The organism is Streptomyces sp. BB1-1-1, from assembly GCF_031597775.1.
In the GTDB taxonomy this organism is placed as follows: Bacteria; Actinomycetota; Actinomycetes; order Streptomycetales; family Streptomycetaceae; genus Streptomyces; species Streptomyces thinghirensis.
Genome location: NZ_CP134203.1, coordinates 8,075,982 through 8,101,360, shown reverse-complemented (window position 1 = coordinate 8,101,360; position 25,379 = coordinate 8,075,982). Strand labels below are relative to the sequence as shown.

The following is a 25,379-nucleotide window of genomic DNA, read 5'->3' as shown; positions in this document are numbered from 1 at the left end:
GCCGGAAGCCCACTCACCGCGCCTGCCCCGCGATCATGATGAGGTTGCCGCAGGTGTCGTCGAAGACGGCGGAGACTTCGGGACCCATCTCAAGGGGTTCCTGGGTGAAGTGCACGCCCAGGCCACGCAGGCGCTCGTACTCCGCCTTCACATCGTCGACGGCGAACTGGGCCAGCGGGATGCCGTCCTCGACGAGCGCGTCGCGGTAGGCCTTGACGGCCGGGTGGCCGGCGGGCTCCAGGAGGAGTTCGGTGCCGCCGGGCTCGTCGGGCGACACGACGGTCAGCCACCGGTCCTGCTCCCCCACCGGCACGTCGTGCTTCGTCACGAAGCCGAGAATCTCGGTGTAGAAGCGCTGGGCCTTGGCCTGGTCGTCGACGAAGACGCTGGTCAGATGGATCTTCACGGGGTGCTCTCTTCCGGTTGGGACGTGTCGGGCCCGAGCCATCGCTCCATGCCCCGCCGCAGCGGGGCCGTGTTCAGCTCGTGGAACTTGTAGCGGCCCTCCCGCCTGGTCTCGACGAGCCCGGCTGCCTCCAGCACGGCGAGGTGCTGGGAGATCGCCTGGCGCGAGATGGCGAGCTGGTGCTTCATGCTCAGTCTCGAGCAGATCTCGAACAGTGTCTGTCCGGACTTCTCGGCCAGCTCGTCGAGGATGGTACGGCGGGTGGGGTCGGCCAGGGCTTTGAAAAGGTCGTCGGCCACGTCCACAGGATAGGCAAGCAACCACTTGCCTATCAAGTCGTACTACCGGACCGCGGTCGCGACCTCCCAGGCGAACCCGTCCGGATCGGTGAAGGAACCGTCGCCGCCGCCGATCGTGAGCCCGTGCGGTCCGGTGCCCTCGGGAGAGACTCCGGCGTCCTTGGCGAGGGCGCGACGGCCGTAGAGCGCCAGCTTGATGGAGTTCGGCGGTGTTTCGAACTCCACGTACTTGCGCCCGAAGCTCTTGCCCACGGTGAGGCCGCGAGCGACGTAGAACCTCTTGGTCGCCACGACGTCCTCGACGCCCAGCAGGAGTACGAACTGGTCGATCCGCCGGGTGGCCGGGCCGGTGTCCTTCTTCGCTGAGGTCGCGATCTTCCAGAGCGCCCCGTCGGGGGCGCGTACGACACCGCCGTATCCCCAGAAGGACTTCGTGGCCGGCTTCACGACCGACGCCCCGGCGGTCACCGCCGCGTCGATGAGGCCGTTGACGGTGCCCGGCTGGGACACGGTGAGCGACAGGGTGAAGCCGCGGAAGCCGGTGGCGGGGGTGGTCTCCGACGCCCGTACTCGTACCTGGCTGCCCAGGCCGAAAGCGGCGTCGTAGAAGCGGGTGGCGGCGGCGGGGTCGTTCGCGCCGAGGGTGACGGAGTCGATGGAGGCCATGCACCGAAGGTATGGGCGGCCCCGGCCCAGGTGCTTCTCCGATCCTGACCGCTTCGTGCCCCAATAATCGCGTGCTCCGCACCGGAACACACGTTACCTTCGTCGGTATGAACGTCATCGGCCGAACCATCTCCGCGACCGCGCGAGCGACCAGCTCGCCGGTTGCCGCCGCCTGACCTTCTTCTCTCCCCACCGGCGACCGGAAACGGCCCGTCGGTGGTTTTCTGTGACGTTCCGACGTCCTCGCCTCCGAGTGACGACCACGCGGTCCCGTTGTCCGGTGCCTCTCCCGCTGCGACGCGAAGGAGTCACCCTCATGAACACCGAGCGCATCGTCCGCACGTTCGTCGAGTACTTCGAGGAACACGGTCATCGCCGGATCAGCGGATCGACACTGCTGCCGCCGCCCGGCGACACCGTGCTGTTCACCACTTCCGGCATGCACCCCATCACCCCGTATCTGGAGGGCCGCCCTCACCCACTGGGCCGGCGGCTGGTCAACGTGCAGCGCTGTCTGCGCACCACGGACCTGGACGAGGTCGGCGACAGCACTCACCTGACGGTGTTCGAGATGCTCGGCACCTGGTCACTGGGCGACTACGACGGCTCGCGGAGTCTCGACTGGGGCTACAGGCTGCTCACCGAGGGACTGGGTGTCGATCCGGGCCTGCTGCACGCCACCGTCTACGGCGGCGACGACCAGGTCGGGCCGGACACCGACTCTCTGCGCCTGTGGCAGGAGCGCGGCGTGCCCGTGGAACTCACGGTGGAGGACAACTGGTGGTCGAACGGGCCGACCGGCCCCTGCGGGCCCGACTCGGAGATCTTCCTGTGGAGCGGTGACACCCCGCCCCGGTCGACGCCCACCCGTGACGACCGCTGGGTGGAGGTGTGGAACCACGTGATGATGCGCCACCGTCGCCTCGACGACGGCCGCCTCGTACCGCTTCCCCAGCGCAACGTCGACACCGGGCTGGGCCTGGAGCGCCTCGCCTCGCTGTTGCAGGGCAAGTCGTCGGTGTTCGAGTGCGATGTCTTCGACCCCTGGCGGCGTGTCGTGCCGTCCCTGTGGCCACTGGACGAACCGTCGCTCCGCCTGGTCCACGACCACCTCCGCTCGGCCGTCGTGATCGTCGGCGACGGGGTCCGCCCGGCCAACACGGGCCGGGGTTATGTGCTGCGGCGCCTGCTACGACGGGTGCTCACCGTGCTGTGGCGGGACGACCCGTCGCGCGGTCTCGGCGACCTGCCGGACGAGTTGGTCTCACACACCCTCGACCACTTCCGGCAGGAGGAGGAGCCCGGCCGCGTACGTCGAGTCCTGCTGGAGGAGGAACACCGGTTCGGCCAACTCATGGAACGCGGGCGGAAGGTGCTGGCCCGGCCCCGGTTCCGCGGCCCGCTGGGAGACGAGGATTTCCATTACCTGCACGACACCCACGGTCTGCCGCGTGACCTGGTGGTGAGCCTGCGCCAGGAGTGACGGCTCGCGGGGCCCTGGCGCTTCGATGTCAGTGGCCCCGCGTACGGTCTGCGCATGGCTGACCGGAACCCTTCCCCGAACTCGGTGCACGACTTCTCGACCTGGGCGCCCGTACTGCGGCTTCTGCGCGACGGCGGCACGCGGGAAGCGACCGCGTCCTCGCCGCTGCGCGTGACGGGACGCATCGGCCGACAGAGTCGGAGTCTGCCTCTGCGACGACAGGCGTCCCCGAGTGGGCGGGCCGTCCAGGAGGCGGACACGCGGGACGAGACGGAGGCGGTGGAGCGGGTGCGTCACGCGCTCGTGGCCGCCGGCATCGACGAGATCTCGTTCACGACGAAGATAGTGCCCGCCGGGGAGACCGCGATCCGCCTGCTGGCGCGCAGTCCCGCCACGGAGTCCGGACTCGGCCCGCATCCGGGCGCGCTGCTCCTGGTCGAGGGCGCCGTGCCACAGCCTTGGCGCTGCCTTCCCGACCCGGTGCCCGGCGCGGTACCGGCCGCTTCCGCGGACCCGGCGCTGCTGGAGCGGACAGTCCGTGAGCGGTTGCCCGACGCCGTCGGCGCGACCGAGGCGGAGATCGCGGGTGCCGAAGCGCGCCTCGGCGTCACCCTGCCCGAGGAGCTCAAGGCGCTCTACCGGGTGACACGGTCCCGGTGGGAGGACTGGGGCGACGACCATGAGGCACCGGCGCGGGAATGCGCCGCGGTCGGCTGTGAACTCTTCCCGTTGGACGACGTGTACATCGCCGACGCGTCGTCCCGCCATTGTTCGTGGACGTTCGCGGCGATGGAGGCGGTCGTCACTCCGCCCCACGCCGCCGTGCAGGGCCTGGTCGGCTCACCCGGCTGGCTCGTCTTCGGGGACAACGGCGGCGGGGACCGGCTGGCGGTCGACCTGACGCCCGGCCCGAGCGGACACCTCGGGCAGATCATCATGATCGGCCACGAGGAGAACGTCGGTGCCTCACTGGTCGCGGACTCGCTCACCGACCTGGTGACGGACCGGCTCGGCGAGCCTCGTGGCGGCTCGCACGAGGACCGGCCGCCGGCCGTCGCCCACGTCAACATCCGAAGCCTGCCCAGCATCGAGGCCGCCGCGCACCCCGGCCTGGAGGTGCTGTCCATCGGCGTGTGGGACGCCGAGCCGCTCAGCCTCGCCCCGGTCATCGGACTGCCCCGGCTGAGGACCCTCGTCGCCTATCCCGGTACGCTCGCCGATCCGCTGGAGATCGCCGAACTCACCGCCCTGGAGTACCTGGAGATCGGTCCGGAGGAATGGCGCGTCCTCCTGGACGCGGACGCCGTCCCGCGCGGTCTGTCGGCCGCCGCCGTCAAGGTGCACGGTGACGATGACCGGGACGTGGCGCCCGTCAGGGCCGTCGTCAACGAACTCCTGGCCCTCTGGGGCCGGCCTCAGATCATCCAGACCGTCCTCCGGGGCGACCTCGGCCCCACGCCGTAGCCGACGCCGAGGGTTCGCCTCACAGACACCCTTCCGCCCCCGCTTCGTACAGGAGACGCTCACATGCCAGACCTGGAGATCGATGCCCTCGTGTTCGACGTGCTCGGCACTCTCGTCGACGAACCCGGCGGTGTCCGCGTCGGCATCCGTGCGCTCGGCCCGTCTCTCGACGACGCCCGGGTCGAACAGCTTCTCTCGCTGTGGCAGCGGCACGTCGACCGCGAGCAACGCCGTATCGTCGCCGGCGCCCGCCCCTACGTCACGAGCGACCTGCTCGACCTGGAAGCCGCACGGCTCGTCGCCGATGCCGTCGGGGTCGGCGACCCGACGGCCGTGGCGGCGCTGGCCGAGTCGGGTCGCAGGCTCGCGCCGTGGCCCGACACCGTGGCGGGCCTCGCCCGACTCGCCGAACGGTTCCCGCTGATCGGGCTCTCCAACGCCGGCCGGGCGGCGCTGCTGGAGCTCAACGCCCACGCCGGACTGCGCTGGCACCAGGCCCTGTCCGCCGAAGACGCCCGGACGTACAAGCCGGACCCGGCGGTCTACCAACTGGCCATCACCGTCTCCGGACGACCGCCGGAACGGCTCCTGATGGTCGCGGCCCACGCCTGGGACCTGCGCGCGGCACAGGACCTCGGCCTGCGCACCGCCTACGTCGCCCGCCCCGTCGGCGAACCGCCCGCGTCCTCGGACCGCTTCGACCTGCACGCCGACGGCCTGGCCGACCTGGCCGACCGGCTCGACCACGGCCAGGGGCACGTTCGGCGGGGCGGGCGGTCGTAGAATTCGCCTGTTCCGCGGCCGGCCCGTCCTGACCGGACGGGAGTTTCCCGAGTCGTGGTCTTCAGCTGGACAGGACAGGCCTGACGGCCCAATCGACCGCCAGACGCAAGGAGTTGGCCATGGCCCCACAGGACGCACACGGGGCCCAGGCCGCGCAGGACACGGCCCGGCGATTGCGGACGATCAGCGGCGAACTGGCGGACCGCTTCTACGAGCGTGCCGACGTGGTGCGGACCCTGGTCGTGACGCTGCTGGCCGGGCAGCACTCGTTGGTGCTCGGCCCACCCGGAACGGCGAAGTCCGAGATGGCCCGGGAGCTCACCGGCAGGATCGAGGGTGCGTCCTACTGGGAGATCCTCCTGTCGAAGTTCACCGCGCCGACGAGGATGTTCGGCCCCATCGACGTCGCCGCGCTGGCCCGCGGCGAGTACCGCCAGGTCTACGACGGCCGCGCCACGACCGCGCACGTCGCGTTCATCGACGAGATCTTCAAGTGTTCCACGGCCGCGCTCAACGAGACGCTGGGCTATCTGAACGAGCGGATCTACCATCCCGAGAGCGGCGGCGAACCGATCCGCTGCCCCCTGATCGGGGCCATCACCGCGAGCAACGAACTGCCCAGCGGAGAGGATTCGGCCGCGATCTACGACCGGCTGCTGGTGCGGGTCGAGGTCAAGTACCTGGAGGACCCCTCGAACTTCGCCTCGCTGGTCCGCTCCGCCGTCAGCCGCCCGGCGGCACCGGCACGCACAACGGTCCAACTGGCCGCGTTGCAGCACGCCGTGACCGAAGCCGTCCCTGCCGTGGACGTCCCCGACGCGATCGTGGACGCGGTGTGTACGCTGCGGGCCGCCCTGCGCCGCAAGGAACTCGTGGCGTCCGATCGCCGCTGGCGGCAGGCGGTGGGCCTGCTCCAGGCGTCCGCGTACCTCGACGGCCGCCCGGCGGTATCCGAGACCGACCTGTCGGTGCTGACTCACGTGCTCTGGAACTCCCCGGCCGAACGTCCGGCCGTCGAACGCGAGGTACTGCACCTGGTCAACCCCGACGCCAAGGAGGCACTCGACCTCGCCGACACCATCGACGAACTGGAGGCCCAGCTCGACGCCATGGCCGGGCAGTCCCGCGAGGCACTGAGCGAGTGGGTCATCAAGAAGGCCCACAACCAGCTCGCCATCGCGGGGCAGCAGTTGGAGAAGCTGCGCGAGGAGGCGGCGAGCGCCGGCCGCTCCACCGCCGCCATCGACCGGGTCACCGGCCGCCAACGCGCCGTACGCGCCCGCGTCCTCACCGAGGCCCTCGGCGTGGACGCGAGCACGGTGCAGGCCCAGCTCTGAGGACCGGGGCGACGGAGACCATGGAAGCGACACCGGGCAACCTCGGCGAATGGGCGGGCCGGGCCGAGAAGTGGCTGGTCCTGTCCTCCGCGGCGCCAACGCGGTACACCACGGCCGTGGTCGCGGACCGGTTCGACCGGATGACATGGCGCGACACCTACGAGCAGTCGACCGGGCTACGCGAGCTGGCCGAGGAACTGAACGAGCGCCACGACCACACCGCCGACCTCCTGACCGACGTGTTCCTGGCCGCGTACAAGGCCGGCCCGCGGCTGCGCCGGCCCGCGGAGATGGACCCCGCCCGGCTGGTGAACCACCAGGCCATCACCTCCTTGGTGGACTCACCGGAGTTCGCGGAACTGCACCGGGAGACGGTCGGCGACCCCTACGCCGCCGCCATGGCCGTACTCGCCCAGGCCCCCGCACTGCGCCGCATGCTGGACGGCTCACGGGAGGCGCAGGACCGGGCGGAACAGGCGAAGAAGGCCCGCCAGGACGCCGACGGCGCCGCGGCCGCGGTGGGCGAGGCGCTCCAGGCCGCCGCCGAGGACGCTACCGTTTCGGCCGCCGACGCCGTACGGCAGGCGATCGAGGCCGCCGAGGCCGCCGACGCCGCTGCGCGGGAGGCCACCCAAGGCGCCGCGCAGGCCCTCGCGGTCGCGGTCCCCGGCATCCGCTCCGCCACACGGAACGCGGCTTCGCAGGCCGCCGAGTCCGCGCGGGAGGAGACGGCGCTGATGCGGGCATGGGGAGTCGGCCCCGGCGAGCTGGAGCGGATGCCGTTCGGCCGGCGCGCCCGGCTCGCCGAGCGGCTGCGCACCGGCCGTCTCGCACAGTGGGCCGAACTGATCGGCCGCTTCCGGAAGATGGCCGACGGCGAGCGCGCCCGCAGGGTGGAGAACGCCACCGGCGAGCTGGTCGGCGTCACACTCGGCGACGACCTCTCCCGCGTCATCCCCTCCGAACTGGTCAACCTCGGCCTGCCCGAGCTTCGTGCGGTCTTCGCCGCGCGCTACGCCGCGGGAGAACTGATGCTCTACGACAGCCAGGGAGAGCAGACCACCGGCCAGGGCGCGATCATCGCGTGCGTGGACACCTCGCACTCCATGTACGAGGCGGGGCCGGGTGGGATCACCCGGGAGGCGTGGTCCAAGGCCTGCGCCCTGGCCCTGCTGGATCAGGCCCGCCATGCGGGGCGCGACTTCGTCGGCATCCTGTTCGCCGCCGCCGACAAGCTCCAGGTCTTCCGCTTCCCGGCCGACCGGTCCGCCGACCTCGCCCAGGTCATCGAGTTCGCGGAGACCTTCCTCGGCGGCGGCACCAGCTACCAGAGGCCGCTGACGGCGGCCCGCGAACTGCTGGCGGAGGAGTTCAACGACGCCGCCCGCAGGCGCGGCGACATCGTGATGCTCACCGACGACGACTGCGGCGTCACCGAGGAATGGATGCGCGGCTGGAACGACGCCAAGCATCTGCTGGGCTTCCGCGTCTTCGGCGTGGCCATCGGCGCCCCACGCGTCGCCGAGGCCGACTCGGTCCTCGACGCGCTGTGCGACAACCTGCGTTCCGTGGAGGACTTCACCGACGTGCACGCCGCCGCCGACCTCTTCCGTGTGATCTGACGAGGAGTCGCGCCCGCGCGGGCGCTGTGGCCCTACTCGAAGAACTTGAGGCTCCAGCCGGTGTCGTTGTCGGGGCCGGGGACGTTGGCGCGGCTGTAGGTGGTGCCGCCCCACCAGCAGAAGGTGCCGGTGTACCAGTACCGGTTCTCCCACGAGTACGGCGTCCCCTTCGGCACCGCGTGGAACATCAGCGGGAACCTCGGGCCGGCGGGCGGGCTCGTGGCGATGTCGCCGTCCAGCAGGACGAAGCTGTGGTGGCCGGGTCCGTTGACGTGCAGTGTCGGGTCCCAGCCGGGCATCATGGTCGCGCGGTTCGAGCCGAACAGGCAGCCGTTGGACTTGTACCAGTCCCACACGTGCGTCGGGTCGCCGCCGGCCCGCAGTCTCAGGTCGGCGAGACAGTACTGGTCGCTCCAGCTGCCGTTGGCGGAGTACGCGATGTGCAGCTGCCCATTGGGGTCCCTGACGGGTTCGGGCCCCTCGTTGATGAACGGGTTGCCGACCACCCGCTCCCAGCTCTCCCGCGGTTGCGAGATTACGTGCCGCGCGCCGGTCGGTGTGGTCGGGCTGCTCATCCGCGCGATGTAGAGGTTCTGCTCGACGTTGGTGTCGCCGGCCCAGCCCGACCAGACGAACCAGCGTTGCCCGTTGAAGGTGAACAGGGTTCCGTCGATGGCCCACTTGTCGTCCGGCAGGGCCAGCCGCGTCTCGGCGGTGTACCCGCTGTCCGGAGCGGCGGAGCTGATGACGTACATCCGGTGGGCCGCCCCTCGGCCGGCCGTGAAGTAGATGTAGTAGCGGCCGCCGTCCCGCACGATCTCGGGAGCCCACACCTCACCTCGGTCGCGGGTGTCCGACCAGACCTGCCGAGCGGGTGCCGACGCCAGACCGGCCGTCGACGCGGCCTGACGTACCGCGAGCCCGCCACCGGTGGACTGCACCGAGACATAGGTGCCACCGACCCGGATCACACTGGGGTCGGCGGCCCGGAGGCTGGTCCGGTCCGCCTGCGCGGACCCGGCGGACGACAGGAGCAACACGACGGCGAGGACACCGGACAGCGCGGCCGCGACGGCGCCGGAGGCGCGGCGGGGGCGCTTCATGGTCCATTTCACCGGTGGACGTCCAGGCAGGGGCGACATGTCCCTCCACTTCCACGCGTCTGATTTACATCGATGGAAGAACGCACGCTCAGCATCGTGATTGGTGGCGGACATGTCAATACGGTCGTCGCCACCAACGGCGCCCTCCGCTGAGTCGAACATCCCGCGCGCACGTAGGTAGTACGGGAGGGCTCTCGCCCTCCCGGCCCGCGTCGCCCGAGGACGCACACCGATTCGAGGAGAGCGCACCGATGAGCACCGCACGCCTGAACGACCGGCTGACCAGGCAGCAGCCCCTGGTCCTCGGACTGTTCCGCATCGTCCTGGGCCTGCTGTTCACCAGCGAGGGCGCTGCCACGGTCTTCGGGCTACTGGACCGGCCGGCCAGCCCCGCGGGTGACTGGCCCTTCTGGTACGCCGGAGTCATCGAACTGGTCGCCGGCGCCCTGGTGCTCATCGGCGCGGCGACGCGCGGCGCGGCGTTCCTCAGCTCGGGGGCCATGGCCTTCGCCTACTTCACCGAGCACCAGCAGGACGGCCTCTTCCCCCTGCAGAACGGCGGCCTGTCCCCGGCGCTGTTCTGCTGGGGGTTCCTGCTGCTGGTCTTCTTCGGACCGGGCTCCCTGTCCCTGTCGGGACTGCTCCGCCGCGGCGACACCGTTCCGGACGCCGCACAGCCGGTGACCGGGCGGGCGTCGTGACCGTACGGCACGAGCGTCGCCACCGGTACCGGGCGTGAGAGGCGCTTCGAGGGTGAGGCCGGCCGTGGTCGACGGCGGCGGCGGATTCGCCGCCGCCGTTCGCTACGACCGCCCGCCGAACTGCCAGTTGTGAACCTCGATGTCGGCGTACCGGTCCGTCGTGAGGACGGCACGTGCCGCATTCGGGTCCGGTGCCCGCATCAGCACCGCCGTGCCCAGCCAGCTGGCGCCGTCGTCGGACAGCAGGGGGCCGTACGCGATCAGTTCGTCCTGGTCGGGCGGCACCGCGAGGTCGGCGGCCCGACCTGTGCCGAGGCCGAGCACCAGATATCTGTCGCCGCCGCTCCGACCCCCGGGAAAGTCCCACATGGTGCGCCCCAAGACGTTGCGCCACCGGCGCAGCAGCACGTCGCGGTACACACCTGCCTGGTAGCCGGGCTCGCCGAAGGCGAACTCACGGGCAGCGGCGGCATCCGGAAGGTCGACGATGTGCACGCTACCCGTGGGTACATCGCCGTCGCCCTTGCCGTCACCGGTGAGGGTCGGGCCGCGGGCGATCATCTCCCTGGAGTAGCGGTCCATGTAGGACCAGTGCTCTTCCAGCAACTCGTGTCGGAGCGCCACGGACCCGGGCCTGTCGCGGTGGTAGCAGAAGAACTCCATGGCGTCAGTCTTCAGCATCGAGCGAACCCGCCACACGTTCGCCTCCGGTCACCCTTTGGCCAGCCGTTCGTGCATATGCAGAACGAACGTGCGGCGCAACCTCTCCCCAGGGCATCGCCGTTGGGTATGCATGGAACCTCCAATCGAGATCAGCTACAGCGATGTCGGCGGCTGGACCATCGTGGAGCTGTACGGGGAGGTGGACGTGTACACGGTGCCGATGATCAAGCAGTACATGATCGAGCGGCTCGCGGACGGCCACCGTCGCTTCATCGTCGATCTGCGCCAGGTGACGTTCATCGACTCCATGGGCCTGGGCGTCCTGGTCGGCGTCCTCAAGCGCATCCTGACGGTCCATGGCGAGCTCAAGCTGGTCATCACCGACGCGAACACCAAGCAGCTCTTCGCCCTGACCGGGCTGCGGCACGTCTTCCCCATCTACGACTCGGTGTACCAGGCGAGACGGACATCATGAGACCGGTCGGATCCACCACCCACCCTTGAGGTGGTGCGGTTGTCCTGGCGGGCTGGGCCCGCGGCAGAGCGAGGGCGACGGCTCGCGGCAGAGCGAGGGCGACGGCTCGCGGACACTGACGCCGGCCAGCCGAACGCTCGTGGCCGAAGAGCGACGTACGCCCAGGGGTGCCGCCTTGACTGGTGACCCGCCGACCCTCATATTCACCAACACCCCGTCGCTCACTCCCATTCGAGGTGACCAGTGAGAAGCCTCAGAGCCTGGGCTGCCCTGTACGCAGCCGCTGCCCTCGTCCTTCTCACCACGGCCCTGAGCCCCGCCCCCACCTCCCCGGCGGCCGCCTCCCCACCGGGCGAGCCGGCCTTCGCCACCCACCCCGCCAAGGCGGTGCTCGCCCGGCTGTTGCCGCGCCACGTCTCGCAGTTCAGCCTCGTTCCGGTGCGTCGCCCGTCGTCCGGGGACTACTTCAGCGTCTCCGGCCACGCGGGCCACGTGCGCGTACGGGGCACCAGTCCCGCCGTGATCCTCAGCGGCGTCAACTGGTATCTCAAGTACACGGCCAAGGTGGACATCGGTTGGCCCGGGCGGAGCACGGCGAGGCTGCCCCGCACCCTGCCCGCGCCCACGGGCACCGTCCGCAAACACGCTTCGGTCCCGCACCGCTTCGCGCTCAACGACACCGACGACGGCTATTCCGGTGCCTACCGCGACTGGGCGTCCTACGAGAGGCAGATCGACCTCCTCGCCCTGCACGGTGTGAACGAGGTCTTCGTCCAGATGGGTGCCGACGCCGTCTACTACGAGACGCTCCAGGAGTTCGGCTACTCCGAGAAGGAACTGAGATCCTGGATCCCCGGTCCGGCGCATCAGCCGTGGTGGCTGATGCAGAACATGTCCGGCTTCGGCGGCCCCGTCTCCGAGCGGCTCATCCAGCAGCGGGCAGACCTCGGCCGCAGGATCGCGAACCGGCTGCGCCAACTCGGTATGACTCCCGTACTGCCGGGCTACTACGGCACCGTGCCTCCGGGGTTCACCGAGCGGAACCCCACCGGACCGGTCGTCCCGCAGGGCGACTGGGTCGGGTTCGAGCGGCCCGACTGGCTCGACCCGCGCAGCGAGGCGTTCCCCAGGGTCGCCACCTCGTTCTACCGCCACCAGCGTGAGCTGTTCGGCGAGTCCACCATGTACAAGATGGACCTCCTGCACGAGGGCGGACGGCCGGGGAACGTGCCTGTCCGGGACGCGGCCCAAGCGGTGATGAACGCCCTCCAGACCGCGCGCCCCGGCGCCGTGTGGACCCTGATCGGCTGGCAGAACAACCCCTCGACGCAGATCATCGACGCCGTCGACAAGAGCAAGCTGCTCATCGTCGACGGACTGTCCGACCGCTACAACGGACTCGACCGGGAAGCCACCTGGCACGGCGCGCCCTACGCGTTCGGTACGATCCCCAACTTCGGCGGTCACACCACTGTCGGCGCCAACACCGCCGTCTGGGCCGAGCGCTTCGACCAGTGGCGCACCAAGCCCGGCAGCGCACTCTCGGGCATCGCCTATATGCCGGAAGGCACCGGCGGCAACCCGGTCGCCTACGAGCTGTTCACCGAACTGGCCTGGCGCACGGGCCCGCTGGACCACCGAGCGTGGTTCGACGAGTACGCGGAACGCCGCTACGGCGGTGCCGACCCGCACGCCGCCCGGGCGTGGGAGCTGCTGCGCACCGGCCCGTACAGCACACCGTCCGGGACCTGGAGCGAGTCCCAGGACAGCCTGTTCACCGCCCGCCCCCGGCTGACGGCCACCAACGCGGCCAGCTGGAGTCCCGGTGCGATGCGTTACGACCCGAGCACGGTGCACCGGGCGCTGGCCGAGCTGCTCCAGGTCGCACCGGCACTGCGTACCACCGACGCCTACCGCTTCGACCTGGTCGACGTCGCCCGTCAGGCCCTGGCCAACCGCAGCCGGACCCTGCTCCCACAGATCAAGGCCGCCTACGACGCCAAGGATCTGCCCGGCTTCCGTGAGCGGGCCGCCGAGTGGAAGAGCGACCTGGCCCTGCTGGACCGGCTGCTCGCCACCGACACCCGGTTCCTCCTCGGCCCGTGGCTGGAGGACGCCAGATCCTGGGGCCGCACGAAGGCGGAGAGGGCCGCTGCCGAGTTCGACGCCCGCTCCATCCTCACCACCTGGGGCCACCGCTCCGGCAGCGACTCGGGTGGCCTGCGGGACTACGCGAACCGGGAGTGGTCCGGGCTGGTCTCCGACTTCTACGCGATGCGCTGGACGACGTACCTCGACTCCCTCGACACCGCGCTGGCCACCGGCCGGGCACCCGTGGCCATCGACTGGTTCGCACTGGAGAACGCCTGGAACCAGCAGCGCGACAGCTACCCCGTCCGAGCGTCGGGCGACCCCGTGGCACTGGCCGCCGCCGTCCTCGATGCCCTGCCCACTCCTGCTCCGGCCGGGCCGCCGTCCGGGGCCGGGCCGGCCGGGGGCGACGCCTGACGGGACGTTCCCCGTCCTCGGACAGCCGATTCACCGATCCACTCCGCCGGTTGGTCGATCGTCTCGAGAGGCTGGAGGCTGTAGTGAAGCAAGTGGGCAACAGACGTGTCGGTGTCGTGGTGGCCGTGCTGAGCGGTCTGACCTTGGCCGCGGCAACATCGACGACCGCGCACGCCGACGACCGGTCCGACGACCGGCCCGACGCCATCGCGCACCGCGGATCGTCCGGCATGGCACCGGAGAACACCGCGGCCGCCATCGACCTCGCCGTCGACCAACGCGCCGACTTCGTCGAGATCGACGTCCAACGCACCAAGGACGGCAAACTCGTCAACTTCCACGACTGCACCATGGAACGCACCACCGACATCGAAGAGGTCTACCCCGACCGCCCCCGCTACCGCGTCTCCGACTTCACCTGGGCCGAACTCCGCAGACTCGACGCCGGCTCCTGGTTCCACCACGACTACACCGGCGAACCCCTCATCACCGTCGACCACGTCATCTCACGCATCGACCACACCCGCACCGGACTCCTCGCCGAAATCAGCCCCTGCGGCCACTACACCGACATCGCCACCGACCTCGCCGAAAACCTCCAGAACAAACCACGCTACGTCCGCCGCGCACTCGCCCGCGAACAACTCGCCGTCCAGTCCTTCCAGACCGACGACGCCCACCAATTCCACACCCACCTGCCCGACATCCCCATCGGCCTCCTCGACGCCGACCGCCCCACCGACACCGAACTCCTCGAACTCAGCACCTGGGCCGACCAAGTCAACCCCCAACACACCGTCACCGACCAGAACCTCGTCGACCGCATCCACCAACTCGGCATGGACATCAACGTCTGGACCGTCGACGAACCCGGCGCCATACGCAAAATGACCACCCTCGGCGTCGACGGCATCATCACCGACTACCCCCAATCCCTCACCCAGCGTTGACCCACGGAGCAGATCGCGCGTGCGGTGGCTCCCGCGGGCTCCCGGGGTGTGGAATGGCCTGGTGAACTCTCGTACACCCGGCCCCGAGCGCCCCGAGCGCGCCCGCCCCGCCTCCCACAGCCTGACCGGTGTCGGCCTCGCCGTCCTCGATCCCACCGGACGGGTCCTGCTCGGCCTCGGCCACGACGGCCGCTGGGAACTAACTGGAGTACGAGCGGGTTCCTGCGAGTGCTGAAGCGGTACGTCGTTCCATCTCAGCTGGTAGGAGGCTCGCCCGGCTCGATGAGCGGCCACCCCGGATCTTAGGCTGTTCTCCTGAATTTCAGGAGTTGCTGCTGTAATTTCTCCATCCATGGCAGATCTCAGGACGCGCGTGCTCTCCCTCGTGCCGCCGCCCAGCGAACCGTCCTCCGCGGATGTGGGGTTGCCGGGCGGCGAACCGGGGCTGAGCGATGTGTTGCTGCTGCAGCGCCGGTACGCCGGCGCGGTCGACCGGGAGGACGAGCAGCTGTTCTTCATGGACACGCTGGTCGAGTACCAGTGGGCGCGAGATGTGGCGGGCCTGGCGTCTTCGACGCTGGACCGGCTGACGAAGCCGGTGATCGAGGTGTGTGACCACTACGGGGTGGCGCCCTGGCGGTTGACGCCTCGTCACGTCGATGCCTACTTCGCCGGAGTCGGCAAGCGCCAGGCGCCGACGGTCCGATCGAAACTGAACCGGATCGACCACTTCTTCGCGTTCCTGGAGCAGCGCTACGCGCACGAGATCTTCCGGCGGTTCGGGGCGGCGGTCGAGTCGCCGATCGATCCGTTCAACCGGCACGCACACCGCGGCGACTTCGGCCTGCGGGTGCCGCCGTCGGCGCGGGCGGTCGGCGAGTTCTTCGCCAGCTGGCGGCGGGAGCTGGCGCACGCCCGCAAGGAGGCGGTGGCGTGCAGGGACTACGTGATGGCGAAGTTGATCTACATCTCCGGGGTACGCGCTTCGGAGCTGTGCCAGATGCGCATGAAGGACCTCCACTGGGAAGCGGGCGACTTCGGGCGCTTCGTCGTCCAGGGCAAGGGCGCCCGAGGATCGGGCCCGCGGCAGCGCGAGGCGTTCCTGTTCGCCGAGGGCCGCGAGTTGCTGTGGTGGTACGTGGAGGAGGTGCGCGGGTTGTTCTCGGACGACCCGGAGCACCCCGAATCGCCGGTTTGGCCCTCGGAGCGGCTGGCCCGGGATCTCGGGGGCGGGCCGAGTCCGGTGGGGCCGGCGGTGACGACCTCAACGCTGCGGAAGGCGCTGGTGCGGGCCTCGGCGGCTCACCTGTCGGGTCCGGTCGAGCGGATCTTCCCGCATCTACTTCGGCACGCTTGTGCCACACACCGCTACGAAGCCGGCATGTCGCTGTGGGAGGTGCAGAAATTGCTTGGCCATGACTGGACGACGACCACGGTTCGGTACATTTTGTCTGCTCAGGGCGATCCGGAGATGGCGAGCCGGCGCTCGTCGGCTCGGGCATCACAGCGATTGCGCGTGGACGCGGGGGGTCTGTCGTGAAGTGGAACTTGCGGTGGGCGGCGGCCAACCGGGGCATCTGGAGGCCTAGCGAGCTGATGCCCGTGTTCGCGGAGGTCGGATTCACTCCGTCGCTGTCGAAGGTCTCCGCGCTCTGGTCGGGCACACCGGTGACGGTGCGGCTGGAGGACCTCGACCTGATCTGCGCCGCGCTGGACTGCACGGTCGCGGACCTGCTGGTCGCGGAGCCCGTGGCCCGGAAGACTCCGGCAGTCCAAGACGAGGAACTGGCGAAGGCCGCGGGAGAGCAGCCGCGGCCCGTGCCACGCCGGCCGGGCGGAACGGGGCGACCGAGGTCGCTCCCGCCGAACTGACATGACCCGACCACGCATACGCGTCCCTTCGCTGGGGCAGTGCTCGGGGTGTCTCGGCTGGGGACCGCGAGCGCAAACACCTTTCTGTTCCCCGTGCCACCAGTGGCGCTCCAAGCCTTACCACCCGGCAGCCGAGTGCCGGCGCTGCAAGCGGCTGTGGCGGGTCAACAAGGAAGGCTTCTGCCGGGCATGCGTCGTGGCGATCACCGAGTACGACGCGGCCTGGTACTACGAGCCCGTCCAGGCCGCACGCCGCCCGGTGTGGACCCAGCTCTCGTTCTGCCTGCCGGCATCCATCCGGCGGCCCGCGGCGCCCACCGGCACCTACCGCCTGCACTCCGACGGCCGCTACCAGACACCTGGCTGGGCACGCGCCCAGCGCCCGGCCGCCGTCCTGAACGATGGGCGGATCTGCCCGCCGGCAGTACGCGGACAGATAGCCATGTTCCCCGCGCCCTACCGACTGCTGGAACACCACGCCGTCCTGCTCCGCGACCGGCTCCGGGGCGATCTGGAACGACTGAAACCGCTGATCAACGAAGTACAGAAAGAGCACCGCCTGGGCCGCACCTGGCGCGTCAGCGCCAAGGACGCCTTGGCCCTCGCTCTGGCGGCCCGCGACGCCGCAGGCCAGGACCTGGTCGACGCCGCCATCCTTGACGCCCTGCCTCACCGGCCCTCCGGAGTCACTACGGTCCTGAACAAGGCCGGGCTGCTGGCGCCTGATCTCGACCACGGGGTGGCCGTACTGCCGCACGCCCAGCGGGCCCGCTCCCAACCTCAGCCGCGAAGCTGCGAACAGTGCCTTTCGTGGGGCCGAAACCAGTTGTGCGACGCCTGTAGGCACTGGCGTCGCAAAAACGCTGATCAGCAGGGATGTTGCGGGCGGTGTGGCGCCGGGCCGCTTCCCCTGCAGAACGGTCGATGCCGCGACTGCACAAGCCTTCGCCTGCGGCTGGGACCCGACACCGACGCCAGCACCTGGCGACAGCTGCGGTTCGCCGGGCCGTCCCGCCCGGCGGGCATCAGCGCAAGTCGCCCCGAAGTCCACCGCGCAGATCGACTGGTACTCAGCCCGCCGGTCGCGCAACATGCAGGCCAGTTGACGATCTTCGAAGCGGAGCGGGACTGGCGCCCGCTGGTCAACGCACTCCTGCCATCCCCGCCGCCATCGGTGACGACCCTCCTGGAGGATTTCGCCCGGCACGCCACCGAGCACCGCTGGAGCCGGCAGTCCCACGAGTCCACAGCTCGGGTCCTGCGGATGGCCGCCATCTGGCTGGGCGCCGAGACCACCTTCCGCGAGGATGACCTGCGGGCGCTGACCCGCGCGTGCCGCAGCGGTGGTCGCATCGGCGGTCTGGTCGCCTTCCTGAACCAACGCGAACAGCTCCTGGCCTCGCCCCCGCGCCGCAACCGCAACGAGGCCTTCGTCCAGCGCAGCATCGCCGCCTTTCCACCCCGAATCGGCGACGAACTCGGACCCTGGGTAAGGGTCCTGCGCGGAACCACCCGTTCCCACCACCTCGCCACCGACTACGGCACCATACGCCGCTACCTCTCCTACCTGGCCACACCCCTGGCTGACTGGACCAGCGGCTACACCACCTTGCGCCAAGTGACCACAACCGACGTCACCACCGCTGTCACCGCGGTCAAAGGCCCGCGCGCCCACGAGCGAGCAGTGGCCCTGCGATCACTCTTTCGTGCCCTGAAGCACGCCAAGCTCGTCTTCGCCGATCCCACCCGCAGCCTGCATGTCACCCGCCAGGAACTGTTGCCCACCACTCTGGCCCCCGACCGACTGGCCGGGCTCCTGGAGACGAGCGCCAATCCCGCTACCCGCCTGGTCCTGGCCTTGGTTGCCCTTCACGCAACCAGTGGCACCGACTTGCCTGACCTCACCCTCTCCGACGTTCTGCTCACCCGCCGGCAGCTTCTGATCCGCCGCCCTCACGGCCGCCACATCGTTCACCTCGACGACACCACCGCCGCCCTGCTGCACACCTGGCTCCGCTACCGCCATCGGCGATGGCCACGCACCGCCAACCCCCACCTCCTCGTTACCCAGCAGACCGCCAGCACCACAGATCCCATCTGCACGGACTACATCTACAGACGATTCACCCCCGCCGGTGTGACTCTGCGCGCTGTTCGCGCCGACAGAATTCTGGACGAGGCCCGCGAGACCGAAGACCCCGTTCATCTCGTTCGTGTCTTCGGAATCTCCGTCACCACTGCCATGAAGTACATCCACACAGCTCACCCCCACCGCGGCGGCCCTGTTCCTCACTGAGGCAGACATCCGCCCCGGGAAGCACCAGCACCCCCAAATAGCGTCGCTCCAGGACCCTGACCTGCCTTCACGATGGCGGCAGCTCAGTGTTGAGCCTCTCGGCAGGCACTCGCTCGATGCGGGTCCATCCCCTCCAGCCCCGCTCCTCCAGGATCTCCAACAACCGTGCGGCGTGCGGTGAGGACTCGACCATGGTTGAGTCCAGCAGGTCGACGAACTGATCGTCGATGCCGTCGTCGGCACCCACCTCGCCGGCCTCCACAGCGCGGACCATCAAGCGCTCCATGATGTCGGCGACCTCGACGATCCGCGGATCGTTGGCCGGCCAGTAGAGTGCCCCGCTGAGAAGGCTGTAGAGCTTCACCATGTCGGGGTCGTTCAACTCCTCGTGTTTCTTGGCGATCACGGAGTCGATCGAGTGCGGCACCTGGGCGGCGATCATGATCCAGGCGTCCCGCTCCATCTCGATGTACCGCTCCTCAACGCCGAGACCGCGCAGCCGGTCGAGGTAGTCCACGACGCTCTGCGGGAGCGCCAGGTGCTCTCCGGCGGCGAGCTTGGCGAGTCGGCTGCGAGTGTCCTGCAGCCGCCGGATCTCGGCACGCAGGGCCTTGTCGATCTCCTGGACGCCGGCGGCGAACTCCTCCGGGCCGGCGGCGAGCAGTTCCTGCACCCGGGCCAGCGGCACGCCGGCGTCTGCGAGCGTGCGGATCCGGATCAGTCGCCCGACCGCGACCGCGTCGTAGGACCGGTATCCGGACCGGTCGCGCTCGGGTTCCGGCAGCAACCCGATCCGGTGGTAATGGCGTACCGCCCGCACCGTCACCCCGGCGTACGACGCAAGCTGGCTGATGGTGAGCATGGGTCTCAGCCTGCCTCAGGCGATCTTCCGGCGATAGGCGGCCATCGCGAAGACGTACGCCACGACGAGGATGCCGACGCACCACGCGAGGGCGGTCCAGATGTCGTCACCGACCGGCTGCTGGGCGAACAGGTTGCGGATCGTGTTGACGATCGACGTCACCGGCTGATGTTCGGCGAACCAGCGCACCGGGCCGGGCATGGTCTTTGTGGGCACGAACGCCGAGCTGACGAACGGCAGGAAGATGAGGGGGTAGGCGAACGCGCCTGCTCCCTCGACCGACGACGCGGAGAGCCCGGGGATCACGGCGAGCCAGGTCAGCGCCAGGGTGAACAGGAGCAGGATGCCGGCGACCGCGAGCCATGCCGACACTCCTGCCCCTGAGCGGAAGCCCATGAGCACAGCGACGCCCACGACGAGCACGAGCGCGATCAAGTTGGCGACCAAAGAGGTGACGACGTGGGCCCACAGCACACCCGACCGCGCGATCGGCATGGACTGGAATCGTTCGAAGATCCCGCTCTTCACATCGGTGAACAGCCGGTACGCGGTGTAGGAGATGCCTGAGGCGATGGTCATGAGCAGGATGCCGGGCAGCATGTAGTTCACGTACGGAACCGACCCGGTATCGATGGCGCCGCCGAACACGTAGACGAACATCAGCATCATGGCGACCGGCGTGATGGCGGTCGTGATGATGGTGTCCATGCTGCGTGTGACGTGGCGCAGGGTCCGCCCCGTGAGCGCGGCAGTGTCGTTGAAGAAGTACGTGGTCATCCTCGTCCCCCAGTTGTCGTGCCAGTGACGTCGCTCTTGTCGCTGCCGCCGATGACTGCGAGAAAGATTTCCTCGAGAGTCGGCTGCTTCTCGACGTACTCGACCTTGGCGGGCGGGAAAAGCTGCTTGAGCTCGGCGAGGGTGCCGTTCACGATGATCCGACCCTGGTGGAGGATCGCGATCCGGTCGGCCAGCTGCTCGGCCTCTTCCAGGTACTGCGTGGTGAGCAGCACCGTCGTTCCGTGACCGGCGAGCTCCTTGACCGCGTCCCACACCTCGATGCGCGCCTCTGGGTCGAGTCCGGCCGTTGGCTCGTCCAGGAAAATCACCGGCGAATTCCCGATGAGGCTCATCGCGATGTCCAGCCGGCGGCGCATCCCACCCGAATACGTGGACACTCGCCGCGCGCCCGCCTCGCTCAGCGAGAAACGCCTCAGCAGGTCATCCGCAGTCGCGCCAGGGTCCTTGAGGTGGCGCAGCCTGGCGACCAGGGCGAGGTTCTCCCGACCGCTGAGGATCTCGTCGACGGCCGCGAACTGCCCGGTGAGACTAATGGACTCCCGCACGTTCGCCGCTTGCGTGGCGACGTCGAAGCCATTGACGCTCGCCGCCCCCGCGTCGGCTTTCAGGAGCGTGGCGAGGATCCTCACGGTCGTAGTCTTGCCCGCCCCGTTGGAACCGAGCAGGGCGAAGATACTGCCCGGCACCACGTCGAAGTCCACACCGCGCAGCACTTCGAGCTTCCCGTACGACTTCTTGAGACCTTGCACGCGAATCGCCGGACCGGCGATCGATTGGGCTGTCATGGTCATCTGCCTCCTTCGCGGAGCTGTTCCAGGCGACTGCGCGGAAGCTCCTCCCGGAAGGATGGAGGGTTGACCCAGCGTCAAGGTCAAGCCCGTTCCGACCACGGCACTCAGATCGCCTACCGGCCAGACACACTGCAGCGATGACGGGCCGCTCGCCCCGAGCTCGTTCGGCCGCGAACCCGCCATACTCATAGCTGTCGGTGCACCACTCACGCGTCGGTTCCTGCGACTCACCGGCCAGAAATCGACGAACCCGCCTGCTTCCCCCGGTGGCAAGGTCGACACCGGCGAGGACTTCGAGACGGCCGCCGCCCGTGAACTGGCGGAGGAGACCGGACTCGCGGTTCCGGCGACGGACGTACGGGTGGTGGCGGTCCTGGTCGACGGTCTGGGCGGGCTGACCCGGGTGACGGCCGCGGCCGTCACCCGGCGGGCCGCGGGTACGCCCCGGGTCACCGAGCCGGACAAGATCGTGCGCTGGGAGTGGTTCGACCGCGACGCGGTACCGTCCTCGCTCTTCGCTCCGTCCGCCTCGGTCCTGGACTGCCTGTGGCCCGAAGCGGCACCACGAGGACCCGCCGGGGTACGTCGCTACGAGGTGCTCGCCGACCGGGTGCGCGGGAGCGGGCCGAACGCGTTCAACCGAGTACTTCCCTGAGTCGGTCGCACACCCGCCGCACGTCCGCCGCCTCGGGGAAATGCCCCGCCTCCCCCATGGCCACCTGCAGCGCGGGGCCGAAGGCGGCGAACCGGGACATGTCCCGTGCGCCCACGGGCTGTACGACGAAGTGGATGTGACCGGGCACCCCGCCGGCGTGCGACCACAGACACACGTACACCTGCTCCGGGGCCATCACCTCGGTGACGGCGGCGCTGACCCGCTGCAGCAGGGGGCCCAGCTCGCCGGACTCCTGCGCCGTCAGCTCGGCCACGTGCAGCACGTGCCGGGCCGGCTTGACCACCAAGGTGCCCAGGCCGAGCGGTCCGACGCAGTGCTCAACCACCCATGACTCGGTCCGCAGCACGCTACCGCCCGGCAGCGGTGCCCTGCCGAGCATGAGGTCGCAGGCCTTGCATCCGCCGCCCGCACCCGTGTCCTCAGCCATGCCGCTCCCCCTTCGCAGACGTCTCCGGGCTGCCACGCCCGCATTCGATCACGGCAGCCCGCCCATGAGAAAGGTGCTCCGCGCACCGGCCCGGTGTCGGGCCGTGCCGGCTTGTGGCCCGGTACCGGCCCCCACCGTGCGGGCGGCAGCTCTCCGGAAAGCCGGGCGAAATAAATTCGGCGGCGATGTCGAGAACCCGTGATCGGCTCCGACCCAGGGGCGAACGCGACCACAATGGGTCGCAACAGCACCGCCGAGGAGAACACCATGGCCAAGTACCTGCTGCTCAAGCACTACCGCGGCGCTCCGGCTCCGGTCAACGATGTGCCCATGGACCAGTGGACGCCGGAGGAGATCTCGGACCACATGCAGTACATGAACGACTTCGCGGCCCGGCTCGAGAAGACCGGCGAGTTCGTCGACGGTCAGGCGCTCGCCCCCGAGGGAACGTTCGTCCGGTACGACGGCGAGGGGCGCCCGCCGGTCACCGACGGCCCGTTCGCCGAGACCAAGGACCTCATCGCCGGCTGGATGGTGATCGACGTCGACAGCTACGAGCGTGCCGTCGAGCTGGCCGGGGAACTGTCCGCCGCCCCGGGGGCGGGCGGGAAGCCCATCCACGAGTGGCTCGAGCTGCGCCCGTTCTACGGCGTGACGCCCACCATCACGGAGTGACCTCACCCATGGACGAGGCCCTGCTCCGCAGCCTCACACCGAGCGTCCTCGCCATCCTCGTCCGCCGCGGAGCCGATTTCGCGGCGGCCGAGGACGCCGTACAGGACGCACTGGTCGAGGCGGTCCGCGTCTGGCCGGCCGACCCGCCCCGGGACGCGAAGGGCTGGCTGGTCACCGTGGCCTGGCGCCGGTTCCTGGACGCGACCCGGGCGGACACCGCCCGCCGCCGGCGTGAGGACCTCGTCGACGAGGAACCGGCGCCCGGGCCCGCGCCCCAGGCGGACGACACGCTCCAGCTTTACTTCCTGTGCGCCCACCCGTCGCTGACGCCGTCGTCCGCGGTCGCCCTGACGCTGCGCGCCGTCGGTGGGCTGACCACCCGTCAGATCGCGCAGGCCTACCTGGTGCCCGAGGCGACCATGGCGCAGCGCATCAGCCGGGCCAAGCGCACCGTCTCCGGGGTGCGGTTCGACCGGCCCGGCGACGTCGCCACGGTGCTGCGCGTCCTCTACCTGGTCTTCAACGAGGGCTACTCCGGCGACGTCGACCTCGCCGCCGAGGCCATCCGGCTGACCCGGCAGCTCGCGGCCGCGATCGACCACCCCGAGGTGGCGGGGCTGCTCGCCCTGATGCTGCTCCACCACGCCCGGCGGGCCGCCCGGACCGCGCCGGACGGCAGTCTGGTGCCGCTCGCCGAGCAGGACCGCCGCCGGTGGGACACGGAGTCGATCGCCGAAGGCGTCGGGATACTGCAGGCGGCCCTCGCCCGCGACCGACTGGGCGAGTTCCAGGCCCAGGCCGCCGTCGCGGCACTCCACGCGGACGCGCCCACCGCCGGGGAGACCGACTGGGTGCAGATCGTCGAGTGGTACGACGAGCTCGCGCGCCTCACCGACAGCCCGGTCGTCCGGCTCAACCGCGCGGTGGCCGTCGGTGAGGCCGACGGGCCGCGCGCCGGCCTGGCGGCGCTCGCGGGTCTGGACGCCTCACTGCCCCGCCACACCGCGGTGGCGGCGTACCTCCACGAGCGCGACGGCGACCTGGTGACCGCGGCACGGCTGTACGCCGAGGCGGCCCAGAAGGCGCCCAACCTCGCCGAGCGCGCCCACCTGACACGCCAGGCCGCCCGGCTCAACGCCCGCCGACGCCACTGACGGGTGCGCTCGGAACCTCCGCGGCACTCGGCGCGACCCGACGCAGGTTCCGATCACGAATCCCCGCTCCGTCCTCATTGACATGGACGCGTCCCGGCGTAACTCTGAGAGCGCTCTCACAATCGGTACGGACCAATCCCCCCACACCCGCACGGAGGTGGAGAGTGCTCTCAAGCCTCAAACACCGTCTGCTCGCCGTGGCCATGGCCACAGGCCTGGCCGGCGCCCTGCTCACGTTCGGCGCCGCACCGCCCGCGGACGCCGCGGTGCCCGCCACCATCCCACTGAAGATCACCAACAACTCGAGCCGCGGCGAACCGGTCCACATCTACAACCTGGGCACCTCGCTGACGACGGGTCAGCAGGGCTGGGCCGATGCGAACGGCGCCTTCCACGCCTGGCCCGCCGGCGGCAACCCCCCGACTCCCGCGCCGGACGCGTCCATCCCCGGACCCGCCGCCGGGCAGACCAAGACGATCCGCATCCCCAAGCTGTCGGGACGCATCTACTTCTCGTACGGCCAGAAGCTCGACTTCCGGCTGACCACGGGCGGCCTGGTGCAACCGGCCGTGCAGAACCCGAGCGACCCCAACCGCAACATCCTGTTCAACTGGTCCGAGTACACGCTCAACGACGCCGGGCTGTGGCTCAACAGCACCCAGGTCGACATGTTCTCCGCGCCCTACACCGTCGGCGTGCAGCGCGCCGACGGCAGTGTGGCCGCCGCCGGACGGCTCAAGGCCGGCGGCTACAACGCGGTGTTCAACGCGCTACGGGCGCAGCCCGGCTGGGGCGGGCTGATCCAGACCCGGTCCGACGGCACCGTCCTGCGGGCGCTGTCGCCGCTGTACGGGCTGGAGACCGGGGCGCTGCCCGCGTCGGTCATGGACGACTACATCAACCGCGTCTGGCAGAAGTACACGTCCGCCACGCTCACCGTCACGCCGTTCGCGGACCAGCCGGGCACCAAGTACTTCGGGCGCGTCTCGGGCGGTGTCATGAACTTCACCAACAGCTCCGGGGCCGTCGTCACGAGCTTCCAGAAGCCCGACGCCTCCAGTGTCTTCGGCTGTCACAAGCTCCTGGACGCCCCCAACGACCAGGTACGCGGGCCCATCTCGCGGACGCTGTGCGCCGGCTTCAACCGCTCCACGCTGCTCAGCAACCCCAACCAGCCCGACTCCTCGGCGGCCGACTTCTACAAGGAGTCCGTGACCAACCACTACGCCCGGATCATCCACGACCGGATGGCCGACGGGAAGGCGTACGCCTTCGCCTTCGACGACGTCGGCCACCACGAGTCGCTGGTGCACGACGGCAACCCGGCCCAGGCCCAGCTCACGCTCGACCCGCTGAACTGAAGAACCG

The 25,379-nt window shown here is 69.9% G+C and carries 25 protein-coding genes and 1 pseudogene; 17 read left to right on the top strand and 9 right to left on the bottom strand.

The window, feature by feature from the left end:
- Nucleotides 1–13 precede the first annotated feature (13 nt).
- Genes RI578_RS37220 through RI578_RS37210 form a run of 3 tightly spaced genes read right to left on the bottom strand, consistent with a single transcriptional unit; the run spans nt 14 to nt 1,371 of the window.
- On the bottom strand, nt 14–406 hold the full coding sequence (locus tag RI578_RS37220) for a VOC family protein (RefSeq protein ID WP_310875200.1): 393 nt from the start codon (nt 404–406) through the stop codon (nt 14–16).
- On the bottom strand, nt 403–705 hold the full coding sequence (locus tag RI578_RS37215; protein WP_310875199.1) for a metalloregulator ArsR/SmtB family transcription factor: 303 nt from the start codon (nt 703–705) through the stop codon (nt 403–405). Before RI578_RS37215 ends, RI578_RS37220 begins: the two co-directional genes overlap by 4 nt.
- A gap of 42 nt (nt 706–747) precedes the next feature.
- Entirely contained in the window at nt 748–1,371 is a 624-nt protein-coding gene (locus RI578_RS37210; RefSeq protein WP_310875198.1) for a glyoxalase, read from the bottom strand.
- 316 nt (nt 1,372–1,687) lie between these two features.
- On the opposite strand from RI578_RS37210, the gene RI578_RS37205 reads away from it, so the two are divergent.
- The 5 genes from RI578_RS37205 to RI578_RS37185 all read left to right on the top strand — a co-directional run bounded on the left by RI578_RS37205 (nt 1,688) and on the right by RI578_RS37185 (nt 8,060).
- Nucleotides 1,688–2,854 (top strand): alanine--tRNA ligase-related protein, encoded by a 1,167-nt coding sequence (locus RI578_RS37205; protein WP_310875197.1) that lies wholly within the window; start codon nt 1,688–1,690, stop codon nt 2,852–2,854.
- Nucleotides 2,855–2,908: 54 nt separating this feature from the next.
- Complete coding sequence (locus RI578_RS37200) at nt 2,909–4,318, top strand: SMI1/KNR4 family protein (protein ID WP_310875196.1); 1,410 nt, start codon at nt 2,909–2,911, stop codon at nt 4,316–4,318.
- Nucleotides 4,319–4,381: 63 nt separating this feature from the next.
- Nucleotides 4,382–5,101 carry a haloacid dehalogenase type II gene (locus RI578_RS37195; RefSeq protein WP_310875195.1) on the top strand — a complete coding sequence of 240 codons (720 nt, stop codon included), beginning with the start codon at nt 4,382–4,384 and terminating at the stop codon, nt 5,099–5,101.
- Between the two features lie 119 nt (nt 5,102–5,220).
- On the top strand, nt 5,221–6,438 hold the full coding sequence (locus RI578_RS37190; protein ID WP_310875194.1) for an AAA family ATPase: 1,218 nt from the start codon (nt 5,221–5,223) through the stop codon (nt 6,436–6,438).
- Nucleotides 6,439–6,458: 20 nt separating this feature from the next.
- On the top strand, nt 6,459–8,060 hold the full coding sequence (locus tag RI578_RS37185; RefSeq protein WP_310875193.1) for a VWA domain-containing protein: 1,602 nt from the start codon (nt 6,459–6,461) through the stop codon (nt 8,058–8,060).
- A gap of 32 nt (nt 8,061–8,092) precedes the next feature.
- Here RI578_RS37185 and RI578_RS37180 read toward each other — a convergent pair whose 3' ends face one another.
- Nucleotides 8,093–9,163, bottom strand: a complete 1,071-nt coding sequence (locus RI578_RS37180) for a glycoside hydrolase family 43 protein (RefSeq protein WP_310875192.1) — start codon at nt 9,161–9,163, stop codon at nt 8,093–8,095.
- Nucleotides 9,164–9,414: 251 nt separating this feature from the next.
- Here RI578_RS37180 and RI578_RS37175 point away from each other — a divergent pair, with 251 nt between their 5' ends.
- Nucleotides 9,415–9,864, top strand: a complete 450-nt coding sequence (locus RI578_RS37175; protein ID WP_310875191.1) for a DoxX family protein — start codon at nt 9,415–9,417, stop codon at nt 9,862–9,864.
- A gap of 102 nt (nt 9,865–9,966) precedes the next feature.
- Here RI578_RS37175 and RI578_RS37170 read toward each other — a convergent pair whose 3' ends face one another.
- Complete coding sequence (locus RI578_RS37170) at nt 9,967–10,527, bottom strand: YciI family protein (RefSeq protein ID WP_310875969.1); 561 nt, start codon at nt 10,525–10,527, stop codon at nt 9,967–9,969.
- 130 nt (nt 10,528–10,657) lie between these two features.
- Between RI578_RS37170 and RI578_RS37165 the strand changes: the two genes are divergently transcribed.
- From RI578_RS37165 to RI578_RS37135, 7 genes and pseudogenes are all read left to right on the top strand, one after another.
- Entirely contained in the window at nt 10,658–11,002 is a 345-nt protein-coding gene (locus tag RI578_RS37165) for an STAS domain-containing protein (RefSeq protein ID WP_310875190.1), read from the top strand.
- 243 nt (nt 11,003–11,245) lie between these two features.
- Entirely contained in the window at nt 11,246–13,510 is a 2,265-nt protein-coding gene (locus RI578_RS37160) for an alpha-N-acetylglucosaminidase (protein WP_310875189.1), read from the top strand.
- Nucleotides 13,511–13,602: 92 nt separating this feature from the next.
- Complete coding sequence (locus tag RI578_RS37155; protein ID WP_310875188.1) at nt 13,603–14,460, top strand: glycerophosphodiester phosphodiesterase family protein; 858 nt, start codon at nt 13,603–13,605, stop codon at nt 14,458–14,460.
- A gap of 61 nt (nt 14,461–14,521) precedes the next feature.
- A pseudogene (locus tag RI578_RS37150) lies at nt 14,522–14,689 on the top strand (DNA mismatch repair protein MutT); the annotation flags it as partial.
- Nucleotides 14,690–14,812: 123 nt separating this feature from the next.
- Entirely contained in the window at nt 14,813–16,000 is a 1,188-nt protein-coding gene (locus RI578_RS37145) for a site-specific integrase (RefSeq protein ID WP_310875187.1), read from the top strand.
- The gene (locus RI578_RS37140) at nt 15,997–16,332 is read left to right on the top strand and encodes a helix-turn-helix transcriptional regulator (protein ID WP_310875186.1); all 336 of its coding nucleotides are present in this window, start codon (nt 15,997–15,999) and stop codon (nt 16,330–16,332) included. Before RI578_RS37145 ends, RI578_RS37140 begins: the two co-directional genes overlap by 4 nt.
- Nucleotides 16,333–16,528: 196 nt before the next feature.
- Entirely contained in the window at nt 16,529–18,628 is a 2,100-nt protein-coding gene (locus RI578_RS37135) for a hypothetical protein (RefSeq protein ID WP_310875185.1), read from the top strand.
- A 67-nt stretch (nt 18,629–18,695) separates the two neighbouring features.
- On the opposite strand, the gene RI578_RS37130 is transcribed toward RI578_RS37135, so the two are convergent.
- From RI578_RS37130 to RI578_RS37120, 3 genes are read right to left on the bottom strand one after another with little or no spacing between them, the layout of a single operon-like run.
- On the bottom strand, nt 18,696–19,490 hold the full coding sequence (locus RI578_RS37130; RefSeq protein ID WP_310875184.1) for a MerR family transcriptional regulator: 795 nt from the start codon (nt 19,488–19,490) through the stop codon (nt 18,696–18,698).
- A gap of 15 nt (nt 19,491–19,505) precedes the next feature.
- The gene (locus RI578_RS37125; RefSeq protein WP_310875183.1) at nt 19,506–20,267 is read right to left on the bottom strand and encodes an ABC transporter permease; all 762 of its coding nucleotides are present in this window, start codon (nt 20,265–20,267) and stop codon (nt 19,506–19,508) included.
- Nucleotides 20,264–21,073: an ATP-binding cassette domain-containing protein gene (locus RI578_RS37120; protein ID WP_310875968.1), complete on the bottom strand. Its 810-nt coding sequence runs from the start codon at nt 21,071–21,073 to the stop codon at nt 20,264–20,266. The genes RI578_RS37125 and RI578_RS37120 overlap by 4 nt, the downstream gene beginning before the upstream one ends.
- Before the next feature lie 226 nt (nt 21,074–21,299).
- Between RI578_RS37120 and RI578_RS37115 the strand changes: the two genes are divergently transcribed.
- Nucleotides 21,300–21,734 carry an NUDIX domain-containing protein gene (locus tag RI578_RS37115; protein ID WP_399063261.1) on the top strand — a complete coding sequence of 145 codons (435 nt, stop codon included), beginning with the start codon at nt 21,300–21,302 and terminating at the stop codon, nt 21,732–21,734.
- Here RI578_RS37115 and RI578_RS37110 read toward each other — a convergent pair.
- Complete coding sequence (locus tag RI578_RS37110) at nt 21,715–22,182, bottom strand: hypothetical protein (protein ID WP_310875182.1); 468 nt, start codon at nt 22,180–22,182, stop codon at nt 21,715–21,717. The genes RI578_RS37115 and RI578_RS37110 overlap by 20 nt on opposite strands.
- A 267-nt stretch (nt 22,183–22,449) precedes the next feature.
- On the opposite strand from RI578_RS37110, the gene RI578_RS37105 reads away from it, so the two are divergent.
- The 3 genes from RI578_RS37105 to RI578_RS37095 all read left to right on the top strand — a co-directional run bounded on the left by RI578_RS37105 (nt 22,450) and on the right by RI578_RS37095 (nt 25,372).
- Nucleotides 22,450–22,857 (top strand): YciI family protein, encoded by a 408-nt coding sequence (locus RI578_RS37105; protein WP_310875966.1) that lies wholly within the window; start codon nt 22,450–22,452, stop codon nt 22,855–22,857.
- Between the two features lie 8 nt (nt 22,858–22,865).
- Complete coding sequence (locus tag RI578_RS37100) at nt 22,866–24,011, top strand: DUF6596 domain-containing protein (RefSeq protein WP_310875965.1); 1,146 nt, start codon at nt 22,866–22,868, stop codon at nt 24,009–24,011.
- 164 nt (nt 24,012–24,175) lie between these two features.
- The gene (locus tag RI578_RS37095) at nt 24,176–25,372 is read left to right on the top strand and encodes a glycoside hydrolase family 64 protein (RefSeq protein ID WP_310875181.1); all 1,197 of its coding nucleotides are present in this window, start codon (nt 24,176–24,178) and stop codon (nt 25,370–25,372) included.
- The last annotated feature ends 7 nt before the right edge of the window (nt 25,373–25,379 follow it).

Coding starts and splice junctions, on each gene's coding strand:
- RI578_RS37210 (WP_310875198.1), bottom strand. CDS start 1,371: ATGGCCTCCATCGACTCCGTCACCCTCGGCGCGAACGACCCCGCCGCC.
- RI578_RS37205 (WP_310875197.1), top strand. CDS start 1,688: ATGAACACCGAGCGCATCGTCCGCACGTTCGTCGAGTACTTCGAGGAA.
- RI578_RS37200 (WP_310875196.1), top strand. CDS start 2,909: ATGGCTGACCGGAACCCTTCCCCGAACTCGGTGCACGACTTCTCGACC.
- RI578_RS37195 (WP_310875195.1), top strand. CDS start 4,382: ATGCCAGACCTGGAGATCGATGCCCTCGTGTTCGACGTGCTCGGCACT.
- RI578_RS37190 (WP_310875194.1), top strand. CDS start 5,221: ATGGCCCCACAGGACGCACACGGGGCCCAGGCCGCGCAGGACACGGCC.
- RI578_RS37185 (WP_310875193.1), top strand. CDS start 6,459: ATGGAAGCGACACCGGGCAACCTCGGCGAATGGGCGGGCCGGGCCGAG.
- RI578_RS37180 (WP_310875192.1), bottom strand. CDS start 9,163: ATGAAGCGCCCCCGCCGCGCCTCCGGCGCCGTCGCGGCCGCGCTGTCC.
- RI578_RS37175 (WP_310875191.1), top strand. CDS start 9,415: ATGAGCACCGCACGCCTGAACGACCGGCTGACCAGGCAGCAGCCCCTG.
- RI578_RS37170 (WP_310875969.1), bottom strand. CDS start 10,527: ATGGAGTTCTTCTGCTACCACCGCGACAGGCCCGGGTCCGTGGCGCTC.
- RI578_RS37165 (WP_310875190.1), top strand. CDS start 10,658: ATGGAACCTCCAATCGAGATCAGCTACAGCGATGTCGGCGGCTGGACC.
- RI578_RS37145 (WP_310875187.1), top strand. CDS start 14,813: ATGGCAGATCTCAGGACGCGCGTGCTCTCCCTCGTGCCGCCGCCCAGC.
- RI578_RS37130 (WP_310875184.1), bottom strand. CDS start 19,490: ATGCTCACCATCAGCCAGCTTGCGTCGTACGCCGGGGTGACGGTGCGG.
- RI578_RS37125 (WP_310875183.1), bottom strand. CDS start 20,267: ATGACCACGTACTTCTTCAACGACACTGCCGCGCTCACGGGGCGGACC.
- RI578_RS37120 (WP_310875968.1), bottom strand. CDS start 21,073: ATGACAGCCCAATCGATCGCCGGTCCGGCGATTCGCGTGCAAGGTCTC.
- RI578_RS37110 (WP_310875182.1), bottom strand. CDS start 22,182: ATGGCTGAGGACACGGGTGCGGGCGGCGGATGCAAGGCCTGCGACCTC.
- RI578_RS37105 (WP_310875966.1), top strand. CDS start 22,450: ATGGCCAAGTACCTGCTGCTCAAGCACTACCGCGGCGCTCCGGCTCCG.
- RI578_RS37100 (WP_310875965.1), top strand. CDS start 22,866: ATGGACGAGGCCCTGCTCCGCAGCCTCACACCGAGCGTCCTCGCCATC.